The organism is Bacillus sp. FSL M8-0049 (genome assembly GCF_038593355.1).
Classification (GTDB): domain Bacteria; phylum Bacillota; class Bacilli; order Bacillales; family Bacillaceae; genus Bacillus; species Bacillus safensis.
This window is the reverse complement of record NZ_CP151986.1, coordinates 3,414,089-3,439,253: the sequence shown is the minus strand read 5'-3', so window position 1 is coordinate 3,439,253 and position 25,165 is coordinate 3,414,089. Positions and strand designations below refer to the sequence as shown.

General features: G+C 42.3%; 25 protein-coding genes and 1 riboswitch. Of the genes, 19 read left to right on the top strand and 6 right to left on the bottom strand.

Features of this window, described 5'->3' with window-relative positions:
• Window positions 1-204: 204 nt before the first annotated feature.
• The 10 genes from gdhA to NSU13_RS17725 all read left to right on the top strand — a co-directional run bounded on the left by gdhA (window position 205) and on the right by NSU13_RS17725 (window position 10,122).
• Window positions 205-1,575 (top strand): NADP-specific glutamate dehydrogenase, encoded by a 1,371-nt coding sequence (gene gdhA / locus NSU13_RS17770; RefSeq protein ID WP_024423873.1) that lies wholly within the window; start codon window positions 205-207, stop codon window positions 1,573-1,575.
• 82 nt (window positions 1,576-1,657) lie between these two features.
• Window positions 1,658-1,771 carry a hypothetical protein gene (locus tag NSU13_RS17765; RefSeq protein ID WP_223250414.1) on the top strand — a complete coding sequence of 38 codons (114 nt, stop codon included), beginning with the start codon at window positions 1,658-1,660 and terminating at the stop codon, window positions 1,769-1,771.
• 126 nt (window positions 1,772-1,897) lie between these two features.
• A complete protein-coding gene (locus tag NSU13_RS17760) occupies window positions 1,898-3,280 on the top strand; it encodes a copper amine oxidase (protein ID WP_342489688.1) in 1,383 nt (460 codons plus the stop codon).
• A gap of 59 nt (window positions 3,281-3,339) precedes the next feature.
• A complete protein-coding gene (locus NSU13_RS17755; protein WP_098677103.1) occupies window positions 3,340-3,954 on the top strand; it encodes a class F sortase in 615 nt (204 codons plus the stop codon).
• Window positions 3,955-4,191: 237 nt separating this feature from the next.
• Window positions 4,192-6,135: a BglG family transcription antiterminator gene (locus tag NSU13_RS17750; RefSeq protein WP_342489687.1), complete on the top strand. Its 1,944-nt coding sequence runs from the start codon at window positions 4,192-4,194 to the stop codon at window positions 6,133-6,135.
• 122 nt (window positions 6,136-6,257) lie between these two features.
• Window positions 6,258-6,563 carry a PTS sugar transporter subunit IIB gene (locus tag NSU13_RS17745; RefSeq protein WP_024423869.1) on the top strand — a complete coding sequence of 102 codons (306 nt, stop codon included), beginning with the start codon at window positions 6,258-6,260 and terminating at the stop codon, window positions 6,561-6,563.
• A 14-nt stretch (window positions 6,564-6,577) separates the two neighbouring features.
• Window positions 6,578-7,927: a PTS cellobiose transporter subunit IIC gene (celB, locus tag NSU13_RS17740; RefSeq protein ID WP_024423868.1), complete on the top strand. Its 1,350-nt coding sequence runs from the start codon at window positions 6,578-6,580 to the stop codon at window positions 7,925-7,927.
• Between the two features lie 26 nt (window positions 7,928-7,953).
• Window positions 7,954-8,280, top strand: a complete 327-nt coding sequence (locus NSU13_RS17735) for a PTS lactose/cellobiose transporter subunit IIA (RefSeq protein WP_025093804.1) — start codon at window positions 7,954-7,956, stop codon at window positions 8,278-8,280.
• On the top strand, window positions 8,277-9,605 hold the full coding sequence (locus NSU13_RS17730) for a 6-phospho-beta-glucosidase (RefSeq protein WP_041118210.1): 1,329 nt from the start codon (window positions 8,277-8,279) through the stop codon (window positions 9,603-9,605). The genes NSU13_RS17735 and NSU13_RS17730 overlap by 4 nt, the downstream gene beginning before the upstream one ends.
• A gap of 118 nt (window positions 9,606-9,723) precedes the next feature.
• On the top strand, window positions 9,724-10,122 hold the full coding sequence (locus NSU13_RS17725; RefSeq protein ID WP_034281330.1) for a hypothetical protein: 399 nt from the start codon (window positions 9,724-9,726) through the stop codon (window positions 10,120-10,122).
• Between the two features lie 323 nt (window positions 10,123-10,445).
• Here the strand turns inward: NSU13_RS17725 and NSU13_RS17720 are convergent, their stop codons facing one another.
• A complete protein-coding gene (locus NSU13_RS17720; protein WP_024426445.1) occupies window positions 10,446-11,537 on the bottom strand; it encodes a branched-chain amino acid aminotransferase in 1,092 nt (363 codons plus the stop codon).
• A gap of 368 nt (window positions 11,538-11,905) precedes the next feature.
• Between NSU13_RS17720 and NSU13_RS17715 the strand changes: the two genes are divergently transcribed.
• The 5 genes from NSU13_RS17715 to NSU13_RS17695 all read left to right on the top strand — a co-directional run bounded on the left by NSU13_RS17715 (window position 11,906) and on the right by NSU13_RS17695 (window position 18,133).
• Window positions 11,906-13,333 (top strand): right-handed parallel beta-helix repeat-containing protein, encoded by a 1,428-nt coding sequence (locus tag NSU13_RS17715; RefSeq protein WP_046312807.1) that lies wholly within the window; start codon window positions 11,906-11,908, stop codon window positions 13,331-13,333.
• 97 nt (window positions 13,334-13,430) lie between these two features.
• A riboswitch (SAM riboswitch) is annotated at window positions 13,431-13,540 on the top strand.
• A gap of 170 nt (window positions 13,541-13,710) precedes the next feature.
• A complete protein-coding gene (locus NSU13_RS17710) occupies window positions 13,711-14,829 on the top strand; it encodes a sugar ABC transporter substrate-binding protein (protein WP_034281327.1) in 1,119 nt (372 codons plus the stop codon).
• Window positions 14,830-14,898: 69 nt separating this feature from the next.
• Window positions 14,899-16,395, top strand: coding sequence for a sugar ABC transporter ATP-binding protein (locus NSU13_RS17705; RefSeq protein WP_342489686.1), 1,497 nt, complete (start codon window positions 14,899-14,901; stop codon window positions 16,393-16,395).
• Window positions 16,392-17,405 carry an ABC transporter permease gene (locus NSU13_RS17700; protein WP_039182429.1) on the top strand — a complete coding sequence of 338 codons (1,014 nt, stop codon included), beginning with the start codon at window positions 16,392-16,394 and terminating at the stop codon, window positions 17,403-17,405. The genes NSU13_RS17705 and NSU13_RS17700 overlap by 4 nt, the downstream gene beginning before the upstream one ends.
• Window positions 17,406-17,500: 95 nt before the next feature.
• Window positions 17,501-18,133: a GTP pyrophosphokinase family protein gene (locus NSU13_RS17695; protein ID WP_034281324.1), complete on the top strand. Its 633-nt coding sequence runs from the start codon at window positions 17,501-17,503 to the stop codon at window positions 18,131-18,133.
• A gap of 45 nt (window positions 18,134-18,178) precedes the next feature.
• Here NSU13_RS17695 and NSU13_RS17690 read toward each other — a convergent pair whose 3' ends face one another.
• Together NSU13_RS17690 and NSU13_RS17685 are read right to left on the bottom strand one after the other, a co-directional pair.
• A complete protein-coding gene (locus NSU13_RS17690; RefSeq protein ID WP_162860197.1) occupies window positions 18,179-18,319 on the bottom strand; it encodes a hypothetical protein in 141 nt (46 codons plus the stop codon).
• 19 nt (window positions 18,320-18,338) lie between these two features.
• Window positions 18,339-19,424, bottom strand: coding sequence for a Rap family tetratricopeptide repeat protein (locus NSU13_RS17685; protein WP_327828325.1), 1,086 nt, complete (start codon window positions 19,422-19,424; stop codon window positions 18,339-18,341).
• 519 nt (window positions 19,425-19,943) lie between these two features.
• Here NSU13_RS17685 and NSU13_RS17680 point away from each other — a divergent pair.
• From NSU13_RS17680 to NSU13_RS17670, 3 genes are all read left to right on the top strand, one after another.
• On the top strand, window positions 19,944-20,708 hold the full coding sequence (locus NSU13_RS17680) for a transporter substrate-binding domain-containing protein (RefSeq protein WP_342489685.1): 765 nt from the start codon (window positions 19,944-19,946) through the stop codon (window positions 20,706-20,708).
• 70 nt (window positions 20,709-20,778) lie between these two features.
• The gene (locus NSU13_RS17675; RefSeq protein WP_024423856.1) at window positions 20,779-21,423 is read left to right on the top strand and encodes an amino acid ABC transporter permease; all 645 of its coding nucleotides are present in this window, start codon (window positions 20,779-20,781) and stop codon (window positions 21,421-21,423) included.
• Entirely contained in the window at window positions 21,420-22,148 is a 729-nt protein-coding gene (locus tag NSU13_RS17670; RefSeq protein ID WP_034281322.1) for an amino acid ABC transporter ATP-binding protein, read from the top strand. The genes NSU13_RS17675 and NSU13_RS17670 overlap by 4 nt, the downstream gene beginning before the upstream one ends.
• Before the next feature lie 85 nt (window positions 22,149-22,233).
• Here NSU13_RS17670 and NSU13_RS17665 read toward each other — a convergent pair whose 3' ends face one another.
• Window positions 22,234-22,617 (bottom strand): VOC family protein, encoded by a 384-nt coding sequence (locus tag NSU13_RS17665; RefSeq protein WP_342489684.1) that lies wholly within the window; start codon window positions 22,615-22,617, stop codon window positions 22,234-22,236.
• A gap of 118 nt (window positions 22,618-22,735) precedes the next feature.
• Here NSU13_RS17665 and NSU13_RS17660 point away from each other — a divergent pair, with 118 nt between their 5' ends.
• Window positions 22,736-23,917, top strand: coding sequence for a class I SAM-dependent rRNA methyltransferase (locus tag NSU13_RS17660; RefSeq protein ID WP_342489683.1), 1,182 nt, complete (start codon window positions 22,736-22,738; stop codon window positions 23,915-23,917).
• A 36-nt stretch (window positions 23,918-23,953) separates the two neighbouring features.
• Here the strand turns inward: NSU13_RS17660 and NSU13_RS17655 are convergent, their stop codons facing one another.
• Together NSU13_RS17655 and NSU13_RS17650 are read right to left on the bottom strand one after the other, a co-directional pair.
• Window positions 23,954-24,634: a CidB/LrgB family autolysis modulator gene (locus NSU13_RS17655; protein ID WP_024423852.1), complete on the bottom strand. Its 681-nt coding sequence runs from the start codon at window positions 24,632-24,634 to the stop codon at window positions 23,954-23,956.
• Window positions 24,628-25,011, bottom strand: coding sequence for a CidA/LrgA family holin-like protein (locus tag NSU13_RS17650; RefSeq protein ID WP_080701177.1), 384 nt, complete (start codon window positions 25,009-25,011; stop codon window positions 24,628-24,630). Before NSU13_RS17650 ends, NSU13_RS17655 begins: the two co-directional genes overlap by 7 nt.
• Window positions 25,012-25,165: the final 154 nt, after the last annotated feature.

Sequence of the window (25,165 nt, the reverse complement as noted above, 5' to 3'; positions counted from 1 at the left end):
TCGTTTCTAGCACATTAGTCATTCCTTGAGCGCTTATTTTTAAAAACAATCGCTGCGGCTGCTTGATCTATCTCAATTCGGCATCATTTTCATCTGTTATCAATATTGATCAGATTTTACAATTGGTGTTAAATTAATCTCAATATGCGTTAGAAAATCTAACAATTAAATGTGTGGAGATATCTACAAGGAGGCAGATGCGACATGTTGACCTTAGATCGAGCAGCACAAACAGCACAAAGCTACATCCACCGTGTGTTAGAAGAGGTGGAAAAACGAAATCCCGGCGAGGAGGAGTTCCAGCAAGCCGTAAAAGAAATTTTGGAATCACTCGTCCCAGTTTTTGCGAAGCATCCAGAGTATGAAAAACAAGGCATTTTAGAACGGCTCATTGAGCCTGAGCGGCTTGTGGTATTTCGAGTGCCATGGGTAGACGATGAGGGCAAAGTACAAGTCAATCGAGGGTTTAGGGTTCAATTCAATAGTGCCATCGGTCCTTATAAAGGAGGCATTCGTTTCCATCCAACCGTCAATGCAAGCATTATCAAGTTTTTAGGGTTTGAACAAATCTTTAAAAACGCACTGACTGGTATGCCGATTGGCGGAGGGAAAGGCGGATCGGATTTTGATCCTAAAGGGAAGTCTGATGGAGAAATCATGCGTTTCGTTCAAAGCTTTATGAGTGAACTCGGCCGATATATTGGACCTGATCAAGATGTGCCAGCAGGTGATATTGGTGTAGGAGCACGCGAAATTGGCTATATGTTCGGACAGTACAAGAAAATGCGCGGTGCTTATGAAGCGGGTGTACTCACGGGGAAAAGCCCTGGATTCGGAGGCAGCTTAGCGAGAAAAGAGGCGACAGGCTACGGACTGGTGTACTTTATGGAGGAAATGCTGAAAGCACATGGGCTCCAATTTGAAGGACGTTCTGTTGTTGTGTCGGGCTCAGGAAATGTGTCTATCTATGCAATGGAAAAGGTAATCGAATTAGGCGGTAAGGTTGTGGCTTGCAGTGATTCAAGCGGAGCGATTTATGATCCTCAAGGGATTTCACTTGAGACGATCAAACAGCTCAAGGAAGTCGAGAATCAGCGGATTGGGGCATACATAGACATTCACCCGCATGCTGAATTAATTGAAGATTGCGAACAAATTTGGTCCGTTCCTTGTGATATTGCGCTGCCATGTGCAACACAAAATGAAATATCAGAGGCGCATGCACAGCAGCTTGTGGCAAATGGTGTCATCGCTGTAGGAGAAGGAGCCAATATGCCATCCACTCTTAAGGCGGTCAAAGTATTTGAAGAGAATCGTATTTTGTTTGCGCCGGCAAAAGCGGCGAATGCTGGCGGTGTAGGTGTATCAGCATTGGAAATGGCACAAAACAGTGCAAGAATATCTTGGACATTTGAAGAAGTAGATGCTCAGCTGAAACAAATGATGCAGTCTATTTATCGTCAGTGTACAGAGACAGCAGACGAATATGGACACTCAGGAAACATCATGGTTGGAGCAAATATTGCAGGATTTCGTAAGGTGGCAGATGCCATGATCGCACAAGGCGTGATTTAACTCCTGCTCTCCCGCACCTGTTTATTTCATGACAAGATGGGGAATCGTCCTTTAAGAATGACAATAAGGAGGCGCGGGAGAAATGAAAAAATGGCTGAAACAAATTGTCAAATGGGCACCTGTGATTTATCCAGTGGTGAGAAAAATATATAAAGAGCGAAAAGCATCTAAACGTCGTAACGTATCAGCCGGATAATCCGGCTCTTTTTTTATGCAAACATACAGAGCCTGTGTTGTAAGAAAAAAATAATAGAATCGAATGATCTATTTTCTCCCTCTCTCCGTTAAGTACATAACAAACGGAAAGAGGAGGAAATAAAAGATGAACATGAAGAAAGCAATGTTAACCATTCCACTGAGCGCAGCGTTATTATTCCCAGCGGCTCATATCGCAAGTGCACACGAAGGACATATGCATGGGGAGGCGAAGAAGACGTCTTCGTCACAAGAGGTGTCAAATAAAGCCGCAGATCTTCGAGCAGCACTAGATCAGTTGTTTTCAGAGCATGCCTATTTAGCAGTGATCACAATGCAAAAGGGAATTGACGGCAGTAAAGACTTCGATCAAGCAGCGGCGGCTTTAAATGACAACACGAATGACTTATCAGATGCAATTGCCTCTGTGTATGGAATTAAAGCAGGCAAACAATTCAAGAACATTTGGTCAAGTCATATCGGCTACTTTGTTGACTATGTACAAGCCACAGCGAAAAAAGATAATGCAGGTAAAAAGAAAGCGATGAAGCAGCTTGATCAATATCGAATGAAACAAGCCGATATGCTCGATCAAGCAACAGACGGCAGACTGAAAGCAAGTGAGCTTGAAGAAGGCTTGAAGATGCATGTGAATGAACTGCTTAAAGCGTTTGACAGCTATACTGAAAAGGATTTTGATACGACCTATGAAACGGTTAGAAAATCCATTCATCATATGTTTGAGGTAGGAAAAGGCGTGTCATGGGCCATCACAGATCAATTTCCTGGGAAATTTGATCAAAAGTCAGTGGATACACCAGCAGCGGATCTTCGTGAAGATTTAAACTACTTGTTCTCAGAGCATTTGGCACTCGCGGTAGTTGCCATGCAAAAAGGAAATGATGGCAGTAAGGACTTTAAGCAGGCAGCAGCGGCTTTAAATGAAAACACAAATGATTTATCTGCTGCGATTGCATCTGTTTATGGTAAGGATGCAGGCAAACAATTCAAAAACATTTGGTCAAGCCATATCGGCTATTTAGTTGATTATGTCAAAGCGGATGCATCAGGGAATCAACAAGCAAAAGAAAAGGCTGTCAAAGATTTAGATGCGTATCGAATGAAGCAAGCGAAATTCCTAGATCAAGCGACAGATGGACGTTTAAAGGCAGCTGATTTAGAGGCTGGTTTGAAAACACATATTGATGAGCTGATCAAAACATATACGTCTTACCATAATGGCGAATATGATCAGCTTTATCCGACAGTGAGAGAGGCTTATGGTCATATGTTCATGGTTGGTCAGGATGTCGCAGCAGCGATTGTTGATCAGCATCCTGAGCTGTTCAAATCCAATATGCCTAATGAAATACCGAAAACAGGTATGGGAGGCACAGCCGGTCCTTTAGGCATGTCCTATGAAGCATTTGCGGGTATGATCGCAAGTTTAATTCTAGCAGGCGGTGCATTTTTCCTCATTCGCCGTAAGGCATCAAATTCTAACTCATAAAGACAGATGGGAACGTGCACAATCGTGCCGTTCCTTTCTTCAAAAGGAGGCCGGCTTAGATGAAGAATTGGCTGCTCAGTATTCTTTCGCTTCTCATCATCACAGGCTGTTCATCACCGTCAATGGATGAATCGTCATCCTCAAAAAACATATCCGTTTCTAAGGAAATGACTACACATCAAGCTGAGAAACAGAACCACTCACACGATACATTAAAAGACGAGCCGTCTGGCATTGTACCAGCTGAAATCGCCATTCCCGCTATTGATGTCAAAGCAAAAGTGGAGAAAACATCTTTATCAAATGATGGCAGTATGGGTGTTCCTCAGGATACAGACAACACCGCTTGGTTTGAAGATGGTCCAAAGCCGGGAGATAAAGGGAATGCCGTCATGAATGGCCATGTAGATAATAAATGGGGGCCATCGGTTTTTTATCGATTAAAGGAGCTAAAAAAGGGAGACAAGGTGGTCGTCACGTCCTCATCAGGAAAAAAGCGAAGCTTTGAAGTCATAAAAGTAAGAAGCTATCCGCGTGAAGAGAAGCCCAATGCGTTTTTTGGATACGCCTTTACACGGAATCTCAATTTAATCACTTGTACAGGGACCTTTGATCATGCAGCAGGTACGCATGAAAAAAGATTGGTTGTCTTTACCGAGCTGATCTCTTCATAAAGAAGGCGGATACACGAAGGTGTACGCCTTTTTTTCGTGGTTTTCGCAAGTATCTTTCAAAAAGATTCATAGGACATTAGATATGGTTAGTTGTATAAATAGGGGCATTTGTCATATAAATGAGTTGGCAATTTTTATTTCTTTTCAGTAGAATATGAGTAATGAAGAGAACTGCAAGCGTATACAACCTGTCCAGACAAGGCAGATTCTCCACCCCTACATAAGGAGGCCGATCTGATGCTGAGTAAAAGACTGGCGCACATCTTAAGTCAGCTCATGGCAGCTGAGACCCCGCTCACCAGCGCTGCACTTTCTGCCAGTTTACAAGTGACAAGCCGCACCATTCGTACAGACATAAAGGAACTGAACGACCGCCTTGCCCCTTACCAAGCGGCCGTAACAGCTGTTAGAGGAGCTGGTTATGAGCTGCTGATCAACGATGAGAATGCCTTTCGCCGTTTTATGAAGGAGGAGGTCGAGCAGGAAGAGCCGCTTGCTGTGCTGCCAGAGGAGCGTGTTCGGTTTATTTTAAAAAGGCTTCTTTTGGCAGAATCCTATGTGAAGCTGGAGGATTTACAGGAGCAGCTGTTTATTAGTAAATCAACGATGAGCAACGATGTGAAATCGGTCAAACGTAAGCTGGAGCCCTTTGATCTGAAGCTGGAAGCGAAGCCGAGCAAAGGCTGCCGAATCAAGGGATCAGAGATGAAAATCCGTTATTGTATGTCAGAATATTTATTCAATGAACGTCGTTCTTATCAAACGATGCTGAACACAGCTGTTACTATTTTGCCAAAGCATGAACTCGAATTGATTCAGAAAACAATGATCAATTATATCAATGAGGAAGGTATGAATCTATCAGACATTTGCATGAATAATTTAATCGTTCATGTTGCCATTGCCTGCAAACGAATTAGACACGGAAACTATGTATCTGTTCTTCCAGAGGAAATCAGCGAAATTCCGCGGGCAAAGGAATATAAGGTCGCTAAAAAAATGGTGGAGCGTCTTGAAGGGCTGCTGGATGTCTCATTTCCACAAGAGGAAATTGTCTATATCACCATTCATTTGCTAGGAACAGCCAAAATGGTACAGTCCTTTTCCTCGAGCGGTCAAAAACAAATTGTAGATGATGACACGAGCCGGCTTGTACAGCTCATGCTGAAGGCCATTGATCAAAAACTGCAGCTTGATTTAGCCGGTGATACGGAACTAATGATTGGACTCAGTCTGCACTTAAAGCCTGCCATCAACCGATGTAAATATGGAATGAACTTAAGAAATCCGATGCTTGATGAAATAAAAGCGGGGTATCCCCTTGCTTTTGAAGCGGGGATTATCGCCAGCAGGGTCCTTGAAGAAGAGGAAGGGCTGAGTATTCATGAGAACGAAATCGGATATATGGCGCTTCACTTTGGTGCGGCTTTAGAGCGGAGGAAAATGGAGATCCCGCCGAAGCGGTGTCTTATTGTCTGTGCGTCTGGTGCAGGGAGTGCAAGGCTGCTGCAGGATCGTTTGCGGTCACAATTTGGGTCAAAGCTGACCATTTTAGGAACAGCAGAGCTATATTCGCTGCCGCATGTCTCTTTGCATGCCCTGGATTTGATTATTACAACGATCCCAATTCATATGGATTTACCGGTTCCAGTCATTCAAGTGAACACCATATTGGGAGGCGGTGATTTTTTAAAAATTGAAGAAGCTCTGACGAGTGAAACAAGGGTGACATTGGCCTCTCAATATATGAAAAAGGAATTGGTTTTTACAAAACGAGCTTTTCACACAAAGGAAGAGGTCATCACCTTTTTAACGCAAAAAGTCATCGATATGGGCTTAGCGCCAGCTGAACTCACACCATCTGTCATGGAAAGAGAAGAGGCTGCCCCAACCTCTTTCGGACATTATACAGCGATTCCGCACCCGATGACGCCGCTGACAGATGAGACGTTTTGGGCGATATGTACATTAGAAAAACCAATCATTTGGGGAGAGAAAAAGGTTCAATTTGTCTGCCTGCTTTGTGTCGAAAAAGAGAATGCCAAAGATTTAAAAGGCATGTACCGCCTGCTGGGAGAGCTTGTGCATAATGTGAAATTCATTCAGCATCTGATCGCCTGTGATACATTTGAAGACATGCTTGATATCATGTATAAAAAGGTTCCTTCGTACAAGAACTAACTGTGTGATATTAACTTTTTCCGCTTCCTAAAGGAAAAAGTATGGGTGTTTATGAAAGCGGTTTCATAATATGATGAAAGTGTAAAGAATAGCTTCACACTTTGAAAAGGGGGCGTTTACACATGAACATCTTATTGGTTTGCGCAGCAGGTATGTCCACAAGCTTACTTGTCACAAAAATGGAGAAAAGCGCACAAGAACAAGGAAAAGAATATCGTATTTGGGCAGTATCAGGAGATTCTGCGAAAAATCATATTGATCAAGCCGATGTGCTTTTATTAGGACCTCAGGTTCGATATTTATTACCACAAATGAAAAAGCTCGGAGAAGAAAAAGGAATCCCAGTAGACGTGATTAATACTGTGCATTATGGCGTTTGTAATGGCGCTGAGGTTTTAAAATCTGCTGAACAGTTAGTGAACGGATAAAGGGGGCGGAGGGGATGAATGGATTCAACCGATTTCTAGAAGAGAAGGTCATGCCGTTTGCAGGGAAGATTGCCGCTCAAAGACATTTACAAGCATTGCGTGACGGAATTGTTTTAACGATGCCTCTCATTATTGTCGGTTCACTGTTTCTCATTTTAGCCAACCTTCCGATTCCAGGATACAGCGATTTTATGGCAAGTATCTTCGGAGCAGAATGGGCCACGAAACTATCCTATCCTGTTAATGCAACCTTTGACATTATGGCACTTGTTGCGACCTTCGGGATTGCTTACAGGCTTGCTGAAAAGTATGCCGTTGATGCGCTATCATCTGGTGCGATCGCTGTTGCGGCTTTCCTTTTGGCTACACCATATCAAGTACCTTTCACACCTGAAGGCTCAACAGAAGCTATCCTAGTAGGCGGGGGAATTCCTGTCACACTGATGGGCAGTAAAGGTTTATTCGTTGCCATGATTATTGCCATGCTTTCAACCGAAATTTACCGCTTCATTGTACAGCGGAACATTGTTATCAAAATGCCTGATGGTGTACCGCCAGCAGTCAGTAAATCGTTTATTGCACTTATTCCAGGTTTTGTGGTCATCACCCTGATCTGGGTCGCTAGACTTGTGATTGAGATGACACCTTTTGAGAGTATTCATAATATCATCACGGTCTTAATTGGCACACCGCTATCGATTCTTGGTGGCAGCTTAGGCGGCAGTATCGTTGCGATGGGTGTGCAAATGCTCCTCTGGGCATGTGGTATTCACGGAGCAACCATTGTCGGCGGCGTCATGGGGCCAATTTGGCTCGGTGCAATGGATGAGAACCGTCTTGCATTCCAAGCAGGAGAAGTACTGCCGAATATTTTCACAGCGCAGTTCTTTGAAATCTTCATCAACGTCGGCGGAAGCGGAGCAACGCTTGCTTTGGTGCTGACCATGATCTTACGTGCCAGAAGTAAACAAATGAAACAGCTTGGCCGCCTTGCCATTGGGCCAGCCATCTTTAACATCAACGAACCAATCATTTTTGGAATGCCGATTGTCATGAACCCAATGCTCCTCATTCCGTTTATCCTTACGCCAATCATGATGATCATCACCACATATATCGGAATGAGTACAGGGCTTGTGGCAAAACCAGCCGGGATTGCTGTCCCATGGACCATGCCGCCAATCATTTCAGGCTATCTCGCCACAGGAGGCAAAATCTCTGGTGCTGTCATGCAGCTGATTAACCTTGCGCTGTCATTTGCTCTATACTACCCATTCTTTAGAATGTGGGATAAGCAGAAATTGAAAGAAGAAAGTGAATTAGAAACAAAAGCATCAACTGATGAAAATGTCGTCAGCATGTAATAGAGGGAACAAGGGGGATGCGGCCGATGGAAATGGAACAAATTGTGTTTCAACTCATCCTGCACGGCGGAAATGGCAGAAGCTCCGCGATGGAGGCCATTACATGTGCAAAACAAGGAAACTTTGATGAGGCGAAGCAAAAATTGCAGGACGCACAAGACGCGTTAAATGAGGCGCATCACGCACAGACAGAGCTGATCCAAGGAGAAATCAGGGGCGAAAAGACGGAAATTAGTCTCTTAATGATTCATGCGCAGGATCATCTCATGAACGCAATGACCGTCAAGGAGCTCGCAGCAGAAATCATCGAGCTCCATGAAAAAATGAAGCAACTCGGAGGTGTCAATTCATGAAAGAAGGAATCAAAATTGTCACAATAGGCGGTGGATCGAGCTATACGCCTGAGCTCGTCGAAGGGTTTATTAAACGATATCAAGAATTGCCTGTAAAAGAATTATGGCTTGTGGATATTGAAGCGGGTCAGGAAAAGTTAAACATCGTAGGCGCTCTGGCGAAACGTATGGTTGAAAAAGCAGGTCTGCCGATTGAGGTACACCTGACTCTTGATCGCCGGGAGGCCTTGAAGGACGCAGATTTTGTGACGACACAATTTCGTGTAGGACTGCTGGAAGCACGGGCAAAGGATGAGAGAATACCGCTTAAATACGGCGTCATCGGTCAGGAAACGAACGGACCAGGTGGTTTATTTAAAGGCCTTCGGACCATCCCAGTCATTCTAGACATTGTGAAGGATATGGAAGAGCTTTGCCCAGACGCATGGCTTGTGAACTTTACAAATCCAGCCGGCATGGTCACAGAAGCTGTTTTACGCTACACGAATCTAAAAAAAGTGGTCGGTCTATGCAATGTGCCGATTGGGATCAAAATGGGGATTGCCAAAGCGCTTGATGTGGACGTTGAACGCATCGAGGTACAGTTTGCCGGTCTCAATCACATGGTCTATGGATTAGACGTATATTTAGACGGGGTCAGCATTATGGATCAAGTGCTTGATGAACTAGGAAATCCAAACAGCCAGTGGTCCATGAAAAACATTGAAGCGAAAAACTGGGAGCCTTCTTTTGTGAAAGGATTAGGGGTCATCCCATGTCCGTATCACCGCTATTACTATAAAACGAAAGATATGCTGGAAGAAGAGCAAAAGGCGGCTCAAGAGAAAGGAACACGAGCAGAGGTTGTACAGCAGGTCGAGCAGGAATTATTTGAGCTTTATAAAGATCCTGATTTGTCGATTAAACCACCACAGCTCGAAAAAAGAGGCGGGGCCTATTACAGCGATGCGGCCTGTAACTTAATCAGCTCCATCTATAATGATAAGCACGACATTCAACCAGTCAATACAGTGAACAGAGGGGCGATTGCCAGCATTCCGGCTGAATCAGCGGTTGAAGTAAACTGTATCATTACGAAGGACGGACCAAAACCAATCGCGATAGGTGATCTGCCTGTAGCTGTAAGAGGACTCGTTCAACAAATCAAATCATTCGAGCGTGTGGCAGCAGAAGCGGCTGTGACTGGAGATTACGAGACGGCTCTTGTGGCGATGACCATCAACCCGCTCGTCCCATCTGACGACATTGCAAAGCAAATTTTAGACGAAATGCTCGAAGCGCATCGTGAGCATTTACCGCAATTCTTCAAATCAGTCAATGCTTAACACATAATGGCCCCTTTAATGGGGTCATTTTTTTGATTGCCCCATATGGAAACTGGAGAAAGAAGTGTATGATTAGAAAAAACAGCATGTATGGCTTCAAAGAAAGGACTGTTGGAATATGGTTGCAATTGGTTTAATGTTTTACGGGTTTGTCGTACAGCCTGTCATGAGTTATGGTACAGTGATCTTGTTTTTGTATGGCCTTATTGCTTCATTTGTTGGCCTCATTCGGCATAAGGAATATGTGTGGATCTATGTTCTCCGCCTGCTCGTTTGTTTTACCATTCCCGTGACCAATCTGTTGATGTATTTTGCAACGATTGGAGGAGATGCAAGGAAATTTGATTTCCAGCCAATGCCGCTTGTTTATTATCTTGTCTTTATCCTAGAAATCATGATCATCTTTTTGCCAGAGATCTTTTTACTGATCGAAAAAAAGCGGAGCATCAAAAGGAAACAGTGGATATACGCAGGGGCGATTGTTGGGGTATCGGTCTTGTTTTGGTGCACGATTTGATGGGAAGAGACGGGTCAACTAAGTCTATTTCGCTTTTGTTTCTGTAACTTCTTTCGTCGGACCTTTACAAAAGAGATGGAAAGAGCAAGGATAGAGATTCCAAGAGCCTTAAATAAAAACCGGGTGAGGAAAGGTGAATCGTCGAAACCAGTGGCGACGATCATCGATCCGATGCAGATTCCAAAGAACGCTAGTAGATAAGTAAAAAACATACCATCACTCCCCTTTATTCATGTGTATTTACCATTATAAGGGATAAAAGAGAGGTAAATAAACAAAAAAGAACCCTTCATGATTGAAAGGTTCTTTTTATATGCTTATGCTTATGCTTGCTTGACGACTGAGTCAACTTCAACTGTCCAGCCGAAGATGTCTGGCTGTGTCCCTTTTTGGATGCCAGTAATGGCTTCGTACAATTTCTTCGATACTTCGCCTGTTTGACCATTTTGGATCACATATGGCTGATCATGATAAATTAATTCCCCGACAGGAGAGATCACGGCTGCCGTTCCAGTTCCGAAAATTTCTTCAAGCTCGCCAGATTGATGTGCTTCAATTAACTCATCAATTGAAATTTTGCGCTCTGTTACTGGAATTCCCCAATGCTTTAACAGTTCAAGCACAGAGTTGCGTGTGATGCCTTCTAAAATGCTGCCGTTCAATTCAGGCGTCACGATTTCGCCATTGATTTTAAAGAAGATATTCATGCTGCCGACTTCTTCAATGTATTTTTTCTCGACCCCATCAAGCCAAAGAACCTGTGAAAATCCTTTCGTTTCAGCAACTTGCTGTGCTTTAAGGCTTGAGGCATAGTTTCCAGCTGTTTTGGCATTTCCTGTTCCACCCTTAACGGCACGGACAAACTCATTTTCAACTGCAATTTTGACCGGATGAATGCCTTCTTTATAGTATGATCCCACAGGAGATAAGATAATGAGCAGCTTATACGTGCTAGACGGTGCAACGCCTAAATACGGCTCAGTGGAAATAATGAATGGACGAATATACAAGGAAGTTCCCTCTGCATCAGGTACCCAATCCTTATCAATACGAATGAGTTCATTTAAGCCCTCTAATACTGTTTCTGTATCAATTTGCGGAATACACAGGCGGTCATTGGATCTGTTTAAGCGTTCCATGTTTTTTTCCGGACGGAATAAGAGAATTTTTTGATCCTCAGAAACATAAGCTTTCAAGCCTTCAAAAACAGATTGACCATAATGGTAGACCATCGACGCTGGGTCCATTGGAATGGCTTGATAAGGGATAATTCTTGGATCGTACCAGCCTTTATCAACTGAATAATCCATCACAAACATGTGATCTGTGAAGATTTTTCCGAATTCAAGTTGATCAGATTGAGGTTTTGGTTTTTTTGTTGAACTAAGTTCAACGCGGATGGGTTGTTTTGGCATTGTAAATCTCCTTGCTGTTTGATTATTTGAAAATTCTAATAATATGAAATAATTATGATTCTATTCTATACCTTCACAAAATATTAGCAATAGGTTTTCTGTAATTCAGACAAGAAAAATCTGTTAAAGCGCTTTCCTTCTCTCTGCTGTCAGTTTGGCTCATGTCACCCCTTTTAAAAAAAGAAATAAAATCCAAATGCGTTATTAACTGATTAATCTGACAATTTAAAAACGAATGGTTTTCCTGTAAGATATTCTTTCAACCATACACCTTTTGACTAGTACATTGCAAGGGACATCGTCATATTTTAATCCTCTTTTTTTTAACCGATAAAGGAAGGAGAGAAGGGAAAGGAGCAAACAACAAGATGAAACGAGCGATACCAGGCATTTTACTCATTTTATTCATGACCGTCATCAGCTTTGGCTGTCAAGCGATGACAGATGAGGCTGGCGCTAAGCAAAGCACAGCCTATTACGTAGCGGTAAACGGAAGCGACAAAAACCCGGGAACTAAGCAAAAACCTTTCCGTACGCTGAAAAAAGCGGCAAGTATGGCGAAGGCTGGGGCAACCATTTACATGAGAGGCGGCACATACAAAGAAAAATTGATTGTCCGCCATTCAGGAACAAAGAAAGCACCCGTTGTCTTTCAAGCTTATGGAAAAGAAAAACCTGTGATTAGCGGGGCTTCCCTTAAAGGAAATCAAGCCGATGGAGGTCTTGTCACGATCGATCAAAAGAGCTACATCACCCTCAAAGGCCTGACTGTAGGACACCTTAAGACGAATAAAGAAGATTTGACACCAGTTGGTATTTTCATCAAAGGAAGCGGCAAAGGCGTCAAACTGCTTAATAACCGAGTGTATGATATTCAGACGAAACATGAAAATGGAAATGCACATGGAATTGCTGTCTATGGGACAAAAGCTCCAGCAGCGATTGAAGACATTGAAATCAAAGGAAATACCGTTGAAAAATTAAAGCTGGGCTTCAGTGAAGCGCTTGTGCTAAATGGGAACGTGAAAAAGTTCCGTGTGACACATAATACGGTCCGGCACACTGATAATATTGGCATTGATTTAATTGGATTTGAGAACGTGGCACCCTCTAAAAAGTATGATCAAGTCAGAAACGGTGTCGTCTCAAGAAACAAAGTATATGAGATTACGAGTGCAGGGAACCCAGCCTATGGCAGCGACATTTCTGCTGGCGGAATTTATGTCGATGGCGGAAAAGACATTGTGATCGATCATAACATCTCACATCACAATGACTTAGGGATTGAAGTCACAAGCGAACATAAAGGAAAAATGGCGGACCGCATCCGCATCGAACACAATCAAGTGTATTTAAACCGTTATACAGGCATTTCTATTGGCGGCTATGATAAGAAGCGTGGCGGTACAACCAATACGACGATCTCACATAATACTTTGTACAAAAATGACACAGCCGGTTTAGAAGGCGGTCAATTGCTGATGCAGTATCAAGCAGTGAACAATCGAATCACGAATAATATCATGACCGCTAGTGCCTCGCATTACTTAGTCGTGAATCTTTATCAAGTGAACCAAAAGAATACCTTCCAGAAGAACGTTTATGATGACCGCAAAGGTGCAAAAGCATCACAGTGGGTATGGCACGGGAAATGGCTGGAAGGCTACAAAACGTATCTCTCTAAAAGCGGTCAAGATAAAGGATCAGCACATCTTAACCCGCAATTTGTGAATGAGAAAAAATATGATTTCCGTCTGAAGAAATCATCACCTGCGAAGAAAATCATCGGAAGCTGATGATATTTTAGAAATTTTCAAAAAAGTCATTGACATTGATGTGACATCACATTAAAGTAAAGAAGACATTTCAACGAAAACAAATTTCATAACGGATCTCTTATCAAGAGAGGCAGAGGGACTGGCCCTATGACGCCCAGCAACCGTTTCTATTTTAGAAATTGGTGCTAATTCCTGCAAAGCTGTTACAGCTTTGACAGATAAGAGAGGAAGACTTCCCGATACATGTTTCATGCAACGGTGATCAAGCCTCTCTTTCCAAGAGAGGCTTTTTTTCGTCTCTTTTTCGAATCAAATGCCTGTTTTACAGGCGTATTTCCACTCTTTTACCTAGTTTTCAGATGTGAAAAATCAAAACAACTTGAGGAGGAACAGCAATGAAGCGTAAGCATTTTACATCATGTCTTGTCTTATTAACGGCATTAACCGTCCTATTAACAGGCTGCGGCACCGGATCAAGTGCAGGCTCAAAGGCAAATACGAACGAAAAAGTCTCTTTTGACAATGTACCGAAGCGATTTGCAAAGGGACAGGGGGCAAAAATTAAAGTCATCCGCAAAATTGGAGGAGACGATCATACAGCTCAATTTTTAGCTGGAACCAAGGCAGAAGGTGAAGCACTCGGCTTTACGGTAGATGTCTACACCGCAAATGGAGATACAGCGAAGTTCCATGATGCCATCTCTCAGGCGCTTGAAGAAAATTATGATGGCTTTATCATCTCTCACGGGGACGACGAGGCGACAGTCGCTGATGTGAAAAAAATCACAGCGAAAGGCATTCCAGTTGTAGCGTTTGATTCGAATCCTAAGCTGAAGGACATCAAAGGGGTCACGGTGACGTCTCAAGATGACGAACAATTAGCGAAAAAATCATTAGATGCGCTCGTGTCTGATTTTAAAGGAAAAGCAAATATTGCGTACCTCTGGGTAGATGGATTCCCGCCAATGGTGAGACGAAATAAGGTCTATCAAGAAACGCTTAAACAACATTCAGGAATCAAGGAGCTTGACCGCTTTGGTATTGCCTCCTCTGATACGTCTGTTCAAACGCAAAATGCAGTAGCAGCCATGCTGAATAAGTATCCAAAGGGCAAGCTGGACGCTATTTTTGCCACATGGGATGCCTTTGCCATTGGGGCAGCAAGAGCGTTAAAGGAAGCAGGAAGAACAGAAGTGAAGATTTATGGGATTGATGTATCAAATGCGGATCTTCAAGAAATGACGGCGAAGGACAGTCCGTGGAAGTATACAGCAGCGGTTGATCCGAAGCTCATCGGCGCAGTCGACGTGAGGATTCTTGCGAAGAAAATAGCTGGTGAGAAAACACCGTCTTCCTATGACCTTGAGGCCTCTCTCATCTCGCAAAAGCAGCTTCAACAAGCAGGAAAAGCTATTAACATGGTCAATCTTGCAGACGAGGTGAAGGGATTCGGTTCATCGACTGCTTTTGAGGAAGATTGGATGAAGACCTTGAAGAAGCATTATACAAAATAAGCGACGTGCACTCTCTTTCCATAGAGGGTGTTTCGTTTTTCAGATGATATCAAGAGAAGGAGGACGCCTATGACAGCGCCGCTTGTTCGTATGAAGAATATTTCAATTGAATTTCCAGGGGTCAAAGCGTTAGATCAAGTGAATTTCACATTAAAAAAAGGGACGGTTCATGCACTGATTGGAGCGAATGGAGCTGGGAAGTCAACGTTAATGAAGGTTCTTTCTGGCGCTCATTCACACTTCGACGGGACCATCTACATCAATGGCCAGGCGGCATCCATTCAAACCCCAAAGAATGCATCCTCATATGGTGTGCAGACGGTCCACCAAGAAGTGGATACGGCGCTTGTTCCCTACTTAAGTGTTGGTGAGAATATGATGATGCATGAGATTGAGAAAAAAACATTTGTCAGCTGGAAAGAGCTGCATCGCAAGGCGGCTCAGCTATTAAAAGAAATGGACATCGACATTTCCACAAAACGACTTGTCAGCGATCTGACCCTTGCCGAAAAACAGATGGTGCTCATTGCCAAGGCTGTTTCCATTAAATGCAGCATTTTAATCTTAGATGAACCAACGGCTCCGCTTAGTCATGCAGAAACAAGCAAATTATTCTCAATGATTGATCGGTTGAAACAGAATGGGACGGGGATCGTGTTTATTTCTCACCGCATGCCTGAAATTTTCACCATCTGTGATGAATTGACTGTGATGCGAAATGGAACGGATGTCGCAGCTCACCTTGTCAAAGACACAAATCTGCAGCAGGTCATTGAAGAAATGCTAGGCGCACCATTAGAGGAGCAATTCCCGTCTCGCAGGCCACTGAAAGATGCACCTATTGTGCTTGAAGTGAAAGAGCTAAACGATCAACATAAATTAAACAACATTCACTTTTATGTCAAAAAAGGAGAAATTCTCGGGATCGCAGGACTTGTCGGTGCTGGTAAAACAGAATTGTGCAAAGCCCTTTTCGGTGCCTCAGAAAAAAAGACGGGGACCGTGCAGCTTCATGGTCAAACCATCCGCATCACATCGCCTCATCAAGCGGTGAGAGCTGGAATGGCTCTTGTGCCGGAAGAGCGGAGAAAAGAAGGGATTCTGACCGAAGAGAGCGTGGGGTGGAACTTAACGGCTGCAAGTCTTCACTCATTTTCACGGATATTCAGCTTCTTACATCGTTCGAAGGAAAAGCAGGGAGCAGGCGACATCGTCAAACGGCTTGGTGTCAAAACGCCGTCGCTTGAAGCGAAGGTGAAGCACCTATCTGGTGGAAATCAGCAGAAGGTTGCTATCGGAAAATGGCTGCTGGCTGAGGCAGATGTGTATCTCTTTGATGAACCAACCAAAGGTGTAGACGTTGGAGCGAAAAAAGATATTTTCACTTTGATTGCAGAGCTTGCCGCCCGCGGAAAATCTGTGATTTATGCGTCGAGTGAGCTGTCAGAGATTGCAGGTATCGCTGACCGAGTATACGTGTTATATGATGGCAGCATTACCCGGGAAATGACCGCACCGACGACTGAAGAGGAGCTTTTATATCATTCAACAGGAGGACAATCATGAGCGAACAACAAATTCCAGCCCCTGTGCAGCAAATCAAAAAACAGCGGCCATCCTTTCATCTGTTTGATTTCTTTTATCGATATGGGACGATCTTAACCATTGTCGTGTTGATTGTGGTATTTGCGGCAGCGAATCCAGCGTTTTTGCAATCAGGAAATATCATCAATATTCTACGGTCTATCTCGATAGTGACCATCATTGCGGTGGGCTTAACCATCTCATTGGCAGTAAACGGCTTTGATTTATCAGTTGGATCAGTCGCTACGCTATCAAATGCGATTGTCATTTCTATGTTCGTATGGTTCTCGCAAAACCCACTGATTGCAATCCTCTCTGCACTAGCGGCTTCTATCATTGTTGGTCTGCTAAATGCATGGATGATCGTCAAAATGAAAATTCCAGATATGCTCATGACATTAGCCATGATGTTTATCATTCAAGGACTGGCTCAAACGTATACGAAAGGGGCGACTATTTCTGAAAATATGGTGCTTCCCGATGGCACGTTCTCAACGGGAACGATTCCTGCCTTTTTCAGCAAAATTGGACAGGTGCCATATATCATTCTTATTATGGCTGCCATTGTACTATTTGCGCATGTTTTCATGACCTACACAAAGCACGGCCGATTCATGTACATCATCGGTGGGAATAAGGAAGCGGCTCGTTTGTCTGGCATACATGTGAACAAATACAAAATTGCGGCCTATCTGCTTTCTGCGTTATTTGCAGCGATCGGCGGTATCGTACTTGCATCAAGGGTGATGACAGCAGAAATTAATGCGGGTGCACCATATTTAATGGATGGAGTAGCGGCTGCTTTTATCGGCTTTTCCGTTATGGGAGCAGGTAAGCCAAACGCATTTGGCACTTTTATCGGGGCTGTACTCATCGGTATTTTACAAAATGGGCTTGTGATGATGTCTGTCCCTTATTATGCAATGGATATTGTGAAAGGCTCTGTGCTGGCCCTTGCACTGGCGCTGACATATTACAAACAACGAGGCTAACTGCGTATTTTTTAAAACCATTCGAGTCCTCTCTCCGTCTAGTAAACGGAAAGCGGTGCAGCTGCCGTTTCCCAAAAGGAGATGACAAAAAGAAAATGAATATGTCAGCAACTCATGTAGAAGATTTGAAAAATGTCATGGAAGACTGGAAAAATGAACTATTAGTATATAAATTTGCGTTAGATGAAATGGATACAAAGTTTTCAATTATCAGCCAGGAGTATAATTTAATCCATGGACACAACCCAATAGAGCATACAAAATCACGAATTAAATCCTTTGAAAGCATAGTGAATAAACTAGCAAGAAAAGGATGCGACATCACGACACAATGTGCCAAGGAGCATATCCATGATATTGCAGGTGTCCGCATCATCTGTTCTTTTATTCAAGATATCTATAACATTATGGATGTATTGAGGCAAAGAGAGGATTTAAAGATCCTTGAAGTGAAGGACTACATTCAACATCCAAAACCAAATGGCTACAGAAGCCTTCATTTAATTGTTGAGATACCTGTTTACTTAACAAATCGTGTGGAGCATGTGAAGGTTGAGATTCAGGTGCGGACCATTGCGATGGATTTTTGGGCGAGTCTAGAGCATAAAATCTATTATAAACTGCATAACGATGTTCCTCATCAGCTGACTGATGAACTGAAGGAAGCGGCAGATATTGCCCATTACTTAGATGAAAAAATGCAGAATATTAAACGAGAAATTGATTAGCACATCAAAAAGCAGCTGTTTTGATCACAGCTGCTTTTTTTCATATTAAGGATTGGTTCCACGGTCTCTCTTTTGAATAATATCTTGAGATTGTGCAGATTGGCTGTCTTTTTGAATGGAAGTACCAACAGAAACACCTGTTATCAAGAGGGTTAAAATCGCACTTGTGATGAGCCATTTCTTCATCATACATCACTCCATTTTCTTAACAAGTTTTCAAGGACAACGCCTTGTTTTTAAAATAAGAGGATTCTTCATGAAGCCCAAGATCCGTTAAGTAAGCTGCTGCATCCTGACAAATAGCTTCAAGGTCAACAAGGAAATTCATTGTTTCTAATTGATCGCAATAAGCCTTGATTTGCTCAATCATGTTGTCTGGCTGAATCATAAGTGTTTCTAAAATAGATAATTTAAGTGAAATGTTTCGTTGTTTTAAATTTTCTGCTTTTTGAAGTGAAAGCTGTACATAATAGTGGAACAAACCTGGCTTTTTCAGCTTAAAAAGTGCTTTTGTGTAGGCGTACATGGCAAGTAAATAGCCGCCTGGAGAAGAAGTTTCGAATGATTCTATCATTAAAGCCTTTTCTAGGAGCGGCACAGCTTCACTGTATTCATTTCTTAGACTTTTAATAAAGGCTGCATTGCAATAAGCATGTCCAAGTAAATCTGGATCTTCCATCTGTTCTAGTGAATGAATCACTTCTTCGAACAGCGATTCTGCCTCATCATATTTCGACTGATCCGCATAATTCAAAGCAAGCATCATTTGACAGCTGATTGATTTTTTCACATAACATGGATCTGCGTCGTAAATAGATGAAGCCATCTTTAAGTGGTGGATGGAGAGAAGCGTGGACCTAATATTATAATAAAGACACCCTGTTTTATAATGAAATTCGGCTTTTTCAATGTCATCGTGCACGAGATCTAATTTATCCTCGGCCAATTTTAAATGGTGAAATGCCGTATCCTGATTGCCTCTGCGCATTTCATACATCCCTTTAAAGAAATAGAAATAATAGCTGAGCATATCATCCGTACGGATGGCATTTTCATCAACAAAAAGACTATGATCTAATGAAGCTGTATCTTCTATTAGATCTTTAAAACGGTACTCTAGCAGTTGATAGTAAAGTAAGACGTCTTGATTTTCTTCCATTCGATCAAAAGCTTGAAGAATGTCTTCTTTTAACTGGATGGCACCTTGTATCTCTCTTTTTTTCATCATGACATACCAATCATTGAGCATATTCGCTACATCAACGGACGACAAAACACCTGCTTCTGCCAATTCTTATCCTCCTTTCTTCATCTATCAATATCCGTTCTTCTGAATCAACTTCCCATATTCCAGTATCTTCTTATATTTTAAGCTCTCTCGTGCAGTTTGTAAAACATGTTTTTTGATGTAAATTCAACCAGTAGTGAAAGAAATAGGGAGACACTGCTCTTTTGTATACGCTTACATTTTTTCGGGTAAAAAGAGGGTTTTGGGAAAAATATATTACAATATCAATATAGAGAGGAAGTAAGTTGTTGAGTTTGCTTTCGTATGCAAGGGAGAAACATCATTTATCAAGGCGCTGCCTCGTTTTTTTGTGAGATTATCTCACATCATAATTGTGAATGACTCTTCTTTTAGAATAAAATGAGTTATTCGCAAAAAAGTAAAATTTAAAGAGACTATTGATCTAGAATTGTATGGATCTTTGGTATTGATAAAAAATATCACACACTATAGCTTTAGCGTGGTATAGTATTATTGTTATTGCGAATATTTAGACAAAACTGACAATGGGGGTCGTGTTTTATGAAGAAATCGATGTTATTGATCATGGGACTAATTGTTGTGCTTGTCATGGCAGCCTGTGGATCAAAATCGGACAGTGGTTCGGGAGAAGGCAAAGGCACATATAAAATCGGGATAGATACAACTTATCCGCCATTTGAATTTGAAAAGGGCGGTAATTATGAAGGGATAGACGTTGATTTAATTAATGCAATCGCGAAAGACCAAGGTTTCAAAGTGAAGCTTGAAGCCATGGACTTCTCAGGTATCATTCCAGCGATGCAGGCAGGACAGCTTGATGTTGGAATGGGCGGGATGAGTATTACAGATGAGCGTAAGAAGAAAGTAGATTTCTCAGATCCTTACTTCGACGCTGGACTGACAGTTGTTGTGAAAAAGGACAGCAGCATCAAATCTATTAATGATTTAAAGGGGAAAAAGCTAGCTGTTAAAAACGGGACGACTGGTGCAAAGTTCGCATCTGATAACGCAGATAAATATGGGTATGAAGTCGTTCAATTTAATGACAGCCCATCTATGTTCCAAGAAGTATCAAACGGAAATGCAGATGCCTTAATTGAGGATTATCCTGTCATTACGTATGCGATTGCACAACAAGATTTAAAATTGAAAACAGTTGGAGACCGCTTGAATGGAGACCAGTATGGTATCTCTGTCATGAAGGGGAAAAACCAAGACCTATTGAAGAAGATCAATAAAGGCCTTGAGAACCTAAAGAAAAACGGTGAATATGACAAAATTATTGATAAATATTTGAAGTCATAACACAAGCGAGGCGCGCTCCGAGCGCGCTTTCTTTATGTGTCAGCCGTATGTGAATTAGGGAGGGAGAAACATGGATACTATTATTAATGCATTTCCGTATTTAATGGATGGTTTGCAAACCACTTTATATATCTTTGTTGTTGCCATCATTTTAGGGTTTATCATCGGTTTAATTGTGGCATTATTCCGTCTGTCACCATTTAAAATCTTAAATTTCATCGCACTCGTCTTTGTGAATGCCATTCGAGGCACACCATTTATCGTACAGCTATTCTTCATTTATTTTGGTTTGAATACACTTGAATTCATTTCGCTTGATCGAGTGCCCGCAGGGATTATTACAGTAGCGATAAATGCAGGGGCTTATTTCTCAGAAATTATTCGTGCAGGGATTCAGTCTATTGATAAAGGACAAACAGAAGCTGCGCGCTCTTTAGGCTTTACAGGGGGGCAAAACATGCGCTTTATCGTCCTACCGCAGGCATTCCGCCGCATGCTCCCAGCGATTACAAACCAGGCCATCATCAGCTTGAAGGATACATCTCTCTTATCTATTATCGGAATTGCCGATATTATGCAGCGAGGACAAGTTCAAGCATCGGCTACATTTGATCCTTTGAATGTCTGGCTCATTGTCGGTGTCATTTATTTCGTGATCATTTATTTACTTTCTCTACTGGCTAGCTACGCAGAAAGGAGATTTGATATCAAATGAGTATGATTACGGTGAAAAACTTAAAGAAATCCTTTGGCGATCACGAAGTGTTAAAGGATATTAATGCAGTCATCGAGGAAAAGGAAGTCGTGTGTGTCATAGGTCCTTCTGGATCAGGGAAAAGCACGTTTCTAAGATGCCTCAATAAATTAGAAGATATCACGGCTGGAGAAGTCGTTGTCCACGGGCACACGATTACAGACCCAAAGGTGAATATCAATAAAGTACGACAAGAAGTAGGCATGGTGTTTCAGCACTTTAATTTATTCCCTCATAAAACCGTTTTAGAAAATATTACGATTGCACCGATAAAAGTAAAAGGCATCGAGAAGAAGGCAGCAGTCGAAAAAGCGTTAGACTTGCTTGAAAAAGTCGGCTTAAAAGACAAAGCTCAAAGCTATCCTAACCAATTATCTGGTGGACAAAAACAGCGTGTCGCCATTGCAAGAGCGTTGGCAATGGATCCGAAAGTACTATTATTCGATGAGCCGACATCAGCTCTTGATCCTGAGGTCGTAGGGGATGTATTAGCTGTAATGAAACAATTAGCTGTAGAAGGTATGACAATGATTGTGGTCACACATGAAATGGGCTTTGCAAGAGAGGTAGGAGACCGTGTCATCTTTATGGATGGCGGATATATTGTCGAGGAAGACAAACCGGAAGCTCTCTTTGGGAACCCGCAGCATGAGCGTACAAAATCATTTCTTAGTAAGGTGTTATAAAAAAGAGTAAGGGCATGTATATGCTCTTACTCTTTTCTTTATGAATAAATGGGAGAGATTTAGCGGCCCCATTTCCTAGGAAATATTAGCGCTGGAAGAATTCGATCCATTCTTGGTCTGGTCCTCTAAAAAAGAAGTAGCAATATCCATTTGGTAATGTCGTGATTTCTTCATCAATTAATTCAATTTGCAGCTTTTGAATACGATTGAATTCAGCATGAATGCTGTCTGTTGTGAAAGCGAGATGATGGACCTTCCCTTCAGATGGCAGGTCACTGCTGTAGCCTTGGATGAGCTCAATTTCCGTTTCGGTTTCATCTTTAAAACCGAGAAAGGCAAGCTCAATCACTCCATTTGTATGAGTGATGCGGTCCTTTAATTTCATGCCCACCACTTTTTCATAAAAATCAATCGACTGATCAATATTCGAAACCATAATACCTGTATGATCTAAGCGTAATGTCGTCAAACGAAGTGCCTCCTCTATGTCATGTTGATAATTTTCTCCTCATCTTATCATAATAGAAGTAACGTATACATTCATATGGTAGGATAGAGAGAGTCAATTTAGGATAAGGATGACACAAATGAAAAAAACCTCATTAAAACAAACATTTGCGGAACAAGTGAAAAAGGGATATCCGCTCATTTCCAAAGATGCAGTATCGGATGTGAACGGTGTACGGGAAGGCGAGCTCATTGAATGGGTGGATGAGCGGGGCACTTTTTTAGGAAAAGGGTATTATGGTGTACAAAATAAAGGTATCGGCTGGGTCCTAACCTTTGATGCGAACGAAAAAATAGATCAAGCTTTTTTTGTCTCTAGGCTTGAGCAGGCAGCGAAAAGCAGAACGCATTTATTTCGTGATGCACAGACGACTGCTTTCCGTGTGTTGAACGGAGAGGGTGATGGAATTGGCGGCGTCACGATTGATTATTATGACGGATTCTACCTCATCCAATGGTATAGCGAAGGAGTCTATACATTAAAGGAATATGTATTGGCTGCACTTGAGCACGTATACCCAGACTATAAAGGCATTTATGAAAAGAAACGATTTGATACATCTGGACAGTATATAGAAGATGATGATTTTGTGAAGGGAGAGAAAGGTGAATTTCCTCTCATCGTGAAAGAAAACGGCATGAACGTGGCGGTTTACTTAAATGATGGCGCGATGACGGGTATCTTCCTTGATCAGCGTCATGTGAGAAAAGCGATCCGAGATCGTTATGCAAAAGGAAAGACTGTGCTCAATACATTTTCTTACACAGGTGCTTTCTCAGTGGCAGCTGCGCTTGGCGGAGCGAGCCGTACGACAAGTGTGGATGTTGCAAACCGCAGCTTGAAAAAAACATCTGAGCAGTTTGAAGTCAATGGTATTGATGTGGACGGGCAGGATATCAAAGTCATGGATGTCTTTAAATATTTTCCGTTTGCAGCGAAAAAAGGCTGGACCTATGATCTCGTCATCTTAGACCCGCCTTCCTTTGCACGAACGAAAAAGCACACATTCAGTGCGGCGAAGGATTATAAGAAGCTATTAAAAGAAGCCATCCAAATTACAGCTGAGAACGGCGTCATTGTGGCATCAACGAATAGCAGTGCATTTGGCATGAAGAAATTTAAAGGGTTTATTGCGCAGGCTTTTAAAGAAGCAGGGCAAACCTATCGGATACTTGAAGAATATACCCTTCCTGAGGATTTCCGTACAACGAAGAATTATCCTGAAGGGAACTATTTAAAGGTTGTCTTCATACAAGCATAAGAAAAAGCCATTTTCCAATAAGGGAAATGGCTTTTTTTATAAGGCAAACGACATAAGGATAGGCGCTGCACATAATGTAATAATGGCTGAAATAATCATCGATACACTTGAGATCGTTCCTGAGACGGAGCTCATTTCAAAAGCCTTCGATGTTCCTGCCCCGTGTGCACCCGTTCCAAGCAGGACGCCCATGGCAATGTCATTATCGATGCGGAAGTAACGGATCACCATTGGACCGATAATCGATCCAAACAATGCGGTTAAAATGACAAACACGGCCGTAACGGACGGCATGCCGCCGATCATCTCTGACACACTCATCGCTACAGGTGTTGTGACTGATCTTGGGACAAGGCTCTCAATAAGGCCTGTGTCCAGATGAAACAACTTGGCGATAAAAGCCGTTGATAAGATCGCAATGACAGAGCCGCAAGCCACATTCAAAATAATTTCCACTGCATGCTTCTTCAGGATATGAAAATACTTATATAAAGGAATGGCAAAAGCAACAGTCGCAGGCTGCAGCATATTCGTGAGCCATTTCCCTCCTTGATTGTAAGCATCGTAAGGAATGTTGACGATTAACAGCAAGACGACAAGGACAAGCGGAGTGACAAGTAACGGTGAGACATAGACCTTCGGATGCCGTTTGTATACCGCTTTTGATCCGAGATATAAAAGAACTGTTAAAATCAGAAATAGTCCGCCAACTAACATAGCTTTTTCCGCTCCTTTCGTTTTGCAATCATTTGCGTCATGATACCAGTTGAGAGCATGACCACAAACGTACTAATTAAGACGACAAGGACAATACTTGTGCCAGATTGAGAAAGCAATTTTCCATAATCAATGACACCAACTGCTGATGGAATAAAGAAAAGCAGCAGTTCTCCGAGCAGCCATACGGCGCCAAGTTCTATCCATTTTAATTGAATGATCTTAAAATGAAGTAATAAGAAAATGACAAGAATGCCTAAGATCGTGCCCGGAATTCTCAAATGCAAAAAGGCCGCCAGCACATTCATGAATTTCGCAAAAATAAACAAGACCATAATCTGAAGGGCAGCAATCAGCGGCGTTTTGAGCAATTTCACTTTCTGTTCACTCCTTTTTCTATATAAATTGTTCAGTGTTTCACAAAAACATGACAACGTTCCAATTGATGAGCTTACTTTAAAGTGTACAGCACGTTCAGTTATAGGTAAAATACATATATCGAATAGTAATTATTCCTTTTGTCTATAGGAA

Bases quoted from the DNA above. Each gene is read 5' to 3' on its own strand.
- gdhA (WP_024423873.1), top strand. From the start codon at position 205: ATGTTGACCTTAGATCGAGCAGCACAAACAGCACAAAGCTACATCCAC.
- NSU13_RS17765 (WP_223250414.1), top strand. From the start codon at position 1,658: ATGAAAAAATGGCTGAAACAAATTGTCAAATGGGCACCTGTGATTTAT.
- NSU13_RS17760 (WP_342489688.1), top strand. From the start codon at position 1,898: ATGAACATGAAGAAAGCAATGTTAACCATTCCACTGAGCGCAGCGTTA.
- NSU13_RS17755 (WP_098677103.1), top strand. From the start codon at position 3,340: ATGAAGAATTGGCTGCTCAGTATTCTTTCGCTTCTCATCATCACAGGC.
- NSU13_RS17750 (WP_342489687.1), top strand. From the start codon at position 4,192: ATGCTGAGTAAAAGACTGGCGCACATCTTAAGTCAGCTCATGGCAGCT.
- NSU13_RS17745 (WP_024423869.1), top strand. From the start codon at position 6,258: ATGAACATCTTATTGGTTTGCGCAGCAGGTATGTCCACAAGCTTACTT.
- celB (WP_024423868.1), top strand. From the start codon at position 6,578: ATGAATGGATTCAACCGATTTCTAGAAGAGAAGGTCATGCCGTTTGCA.
- NSU13_RS17735 (WP_025093804.1), top strand. From the start codon at position 7,954: ATGGAAATGGAACAAATTGTGTTTCAACTCATCCTGCACGGCGGAAAT.
- NSU13_RS17730 (WP_041118210.1), top strand. From the start codon at position 8,277: ATGAAAGAAGGAATCAAAATTGTCACAATAGGCGGTGGATCGAGCTAT.
- NSU13_RS17725 (WP_034281330.1), top strand. From the start codon at position 9,724: ATGGTTGCAATTGGTTTAATGTTTTACGGGTTTGTCGTACAGCCTGTC.
- NSU13_RS17720 (WP_024426445.1), bottom strand. From the start codon at position 11,537: ATGCCAAAACAACCCATCCGCGTTGAACTTAGTTCAACAAAAAAACCA.
- NSU13_RS17715 (WP_046312807.1), top strand. From the start codon at position 11,906: ATGAAACGAGCGATACCAGGCATTTTACTCATTTTATTCATGACCGTC.
- NSU13_RS17710 (WP_034281327.1), top strand. From the start codon at position 13,711: ATGAAGCGTAAGCATTTTACATCATGTCTTGTCTTATTAACGGCATTA.
- NSU13_RS17705 (WP_342489686.1), top strand. From the start codon at position 14,899: ATGACAGCGCCGCTTGTTCGTATGAAGAATATTTCAATTGAATTTCCA.
- NSU13_RS17700 (WP_039182429.1), top strand. From the start codon at position 16,392: ATGAGCGAACAACAAATTCCAGCCCCTGTGCAGCAAATCAAAAAACAG.
- NSU13_RS17695 (WP_034281324.1), top strand. From the start codon at position 17,501: ATGAATATGTCAGCAACTCATGTAGAAGATTTGAAAAATGTCATGGAA.
- NSU13_RS17690 (WP_162860197.1), bottom strand. From the start codon at position 18,319: ATGAAGAAATGGCTCATCACAAGTGCGATTTTAACCCTCTTGATAACA.
- NSU13_RS17680 (WP_342489685.1), top strand. From the start codon at position 19,944: ATGAAGAAATCGATGTTATTGATCATGGGACTAATTGTTGTGCTTGTC.
- NSU13_RS17675 (WP_024423856.1), top strand. From the start codon at position 20,779: ATGGATACTATTATTAATGCATTTCCGTATTTAATGGATGGTTTGCAA.
- NSU13_RS17670 (WP_034281322.1), top strand. From the start codon at position 21,420: ATGAGTATGATTACGGTGAAAAACTTAAAGAAATCCTTTGGCGATCAC.
- NSU13_RS17660 (WP_342489683.1), top strand. From the start codon at position 22,736: ATGAAAAAAACCTCATTAAAACAAACATTTGCGGAACAAGTGAAAAAG.
- NSU13_RS17655 (WP_024423852.1), bottom strand. From the start codon at position 24,634: ATGTTAGTTGGCGGACTATTTCTGATTTTAACAGTTCTTTTATATCTC.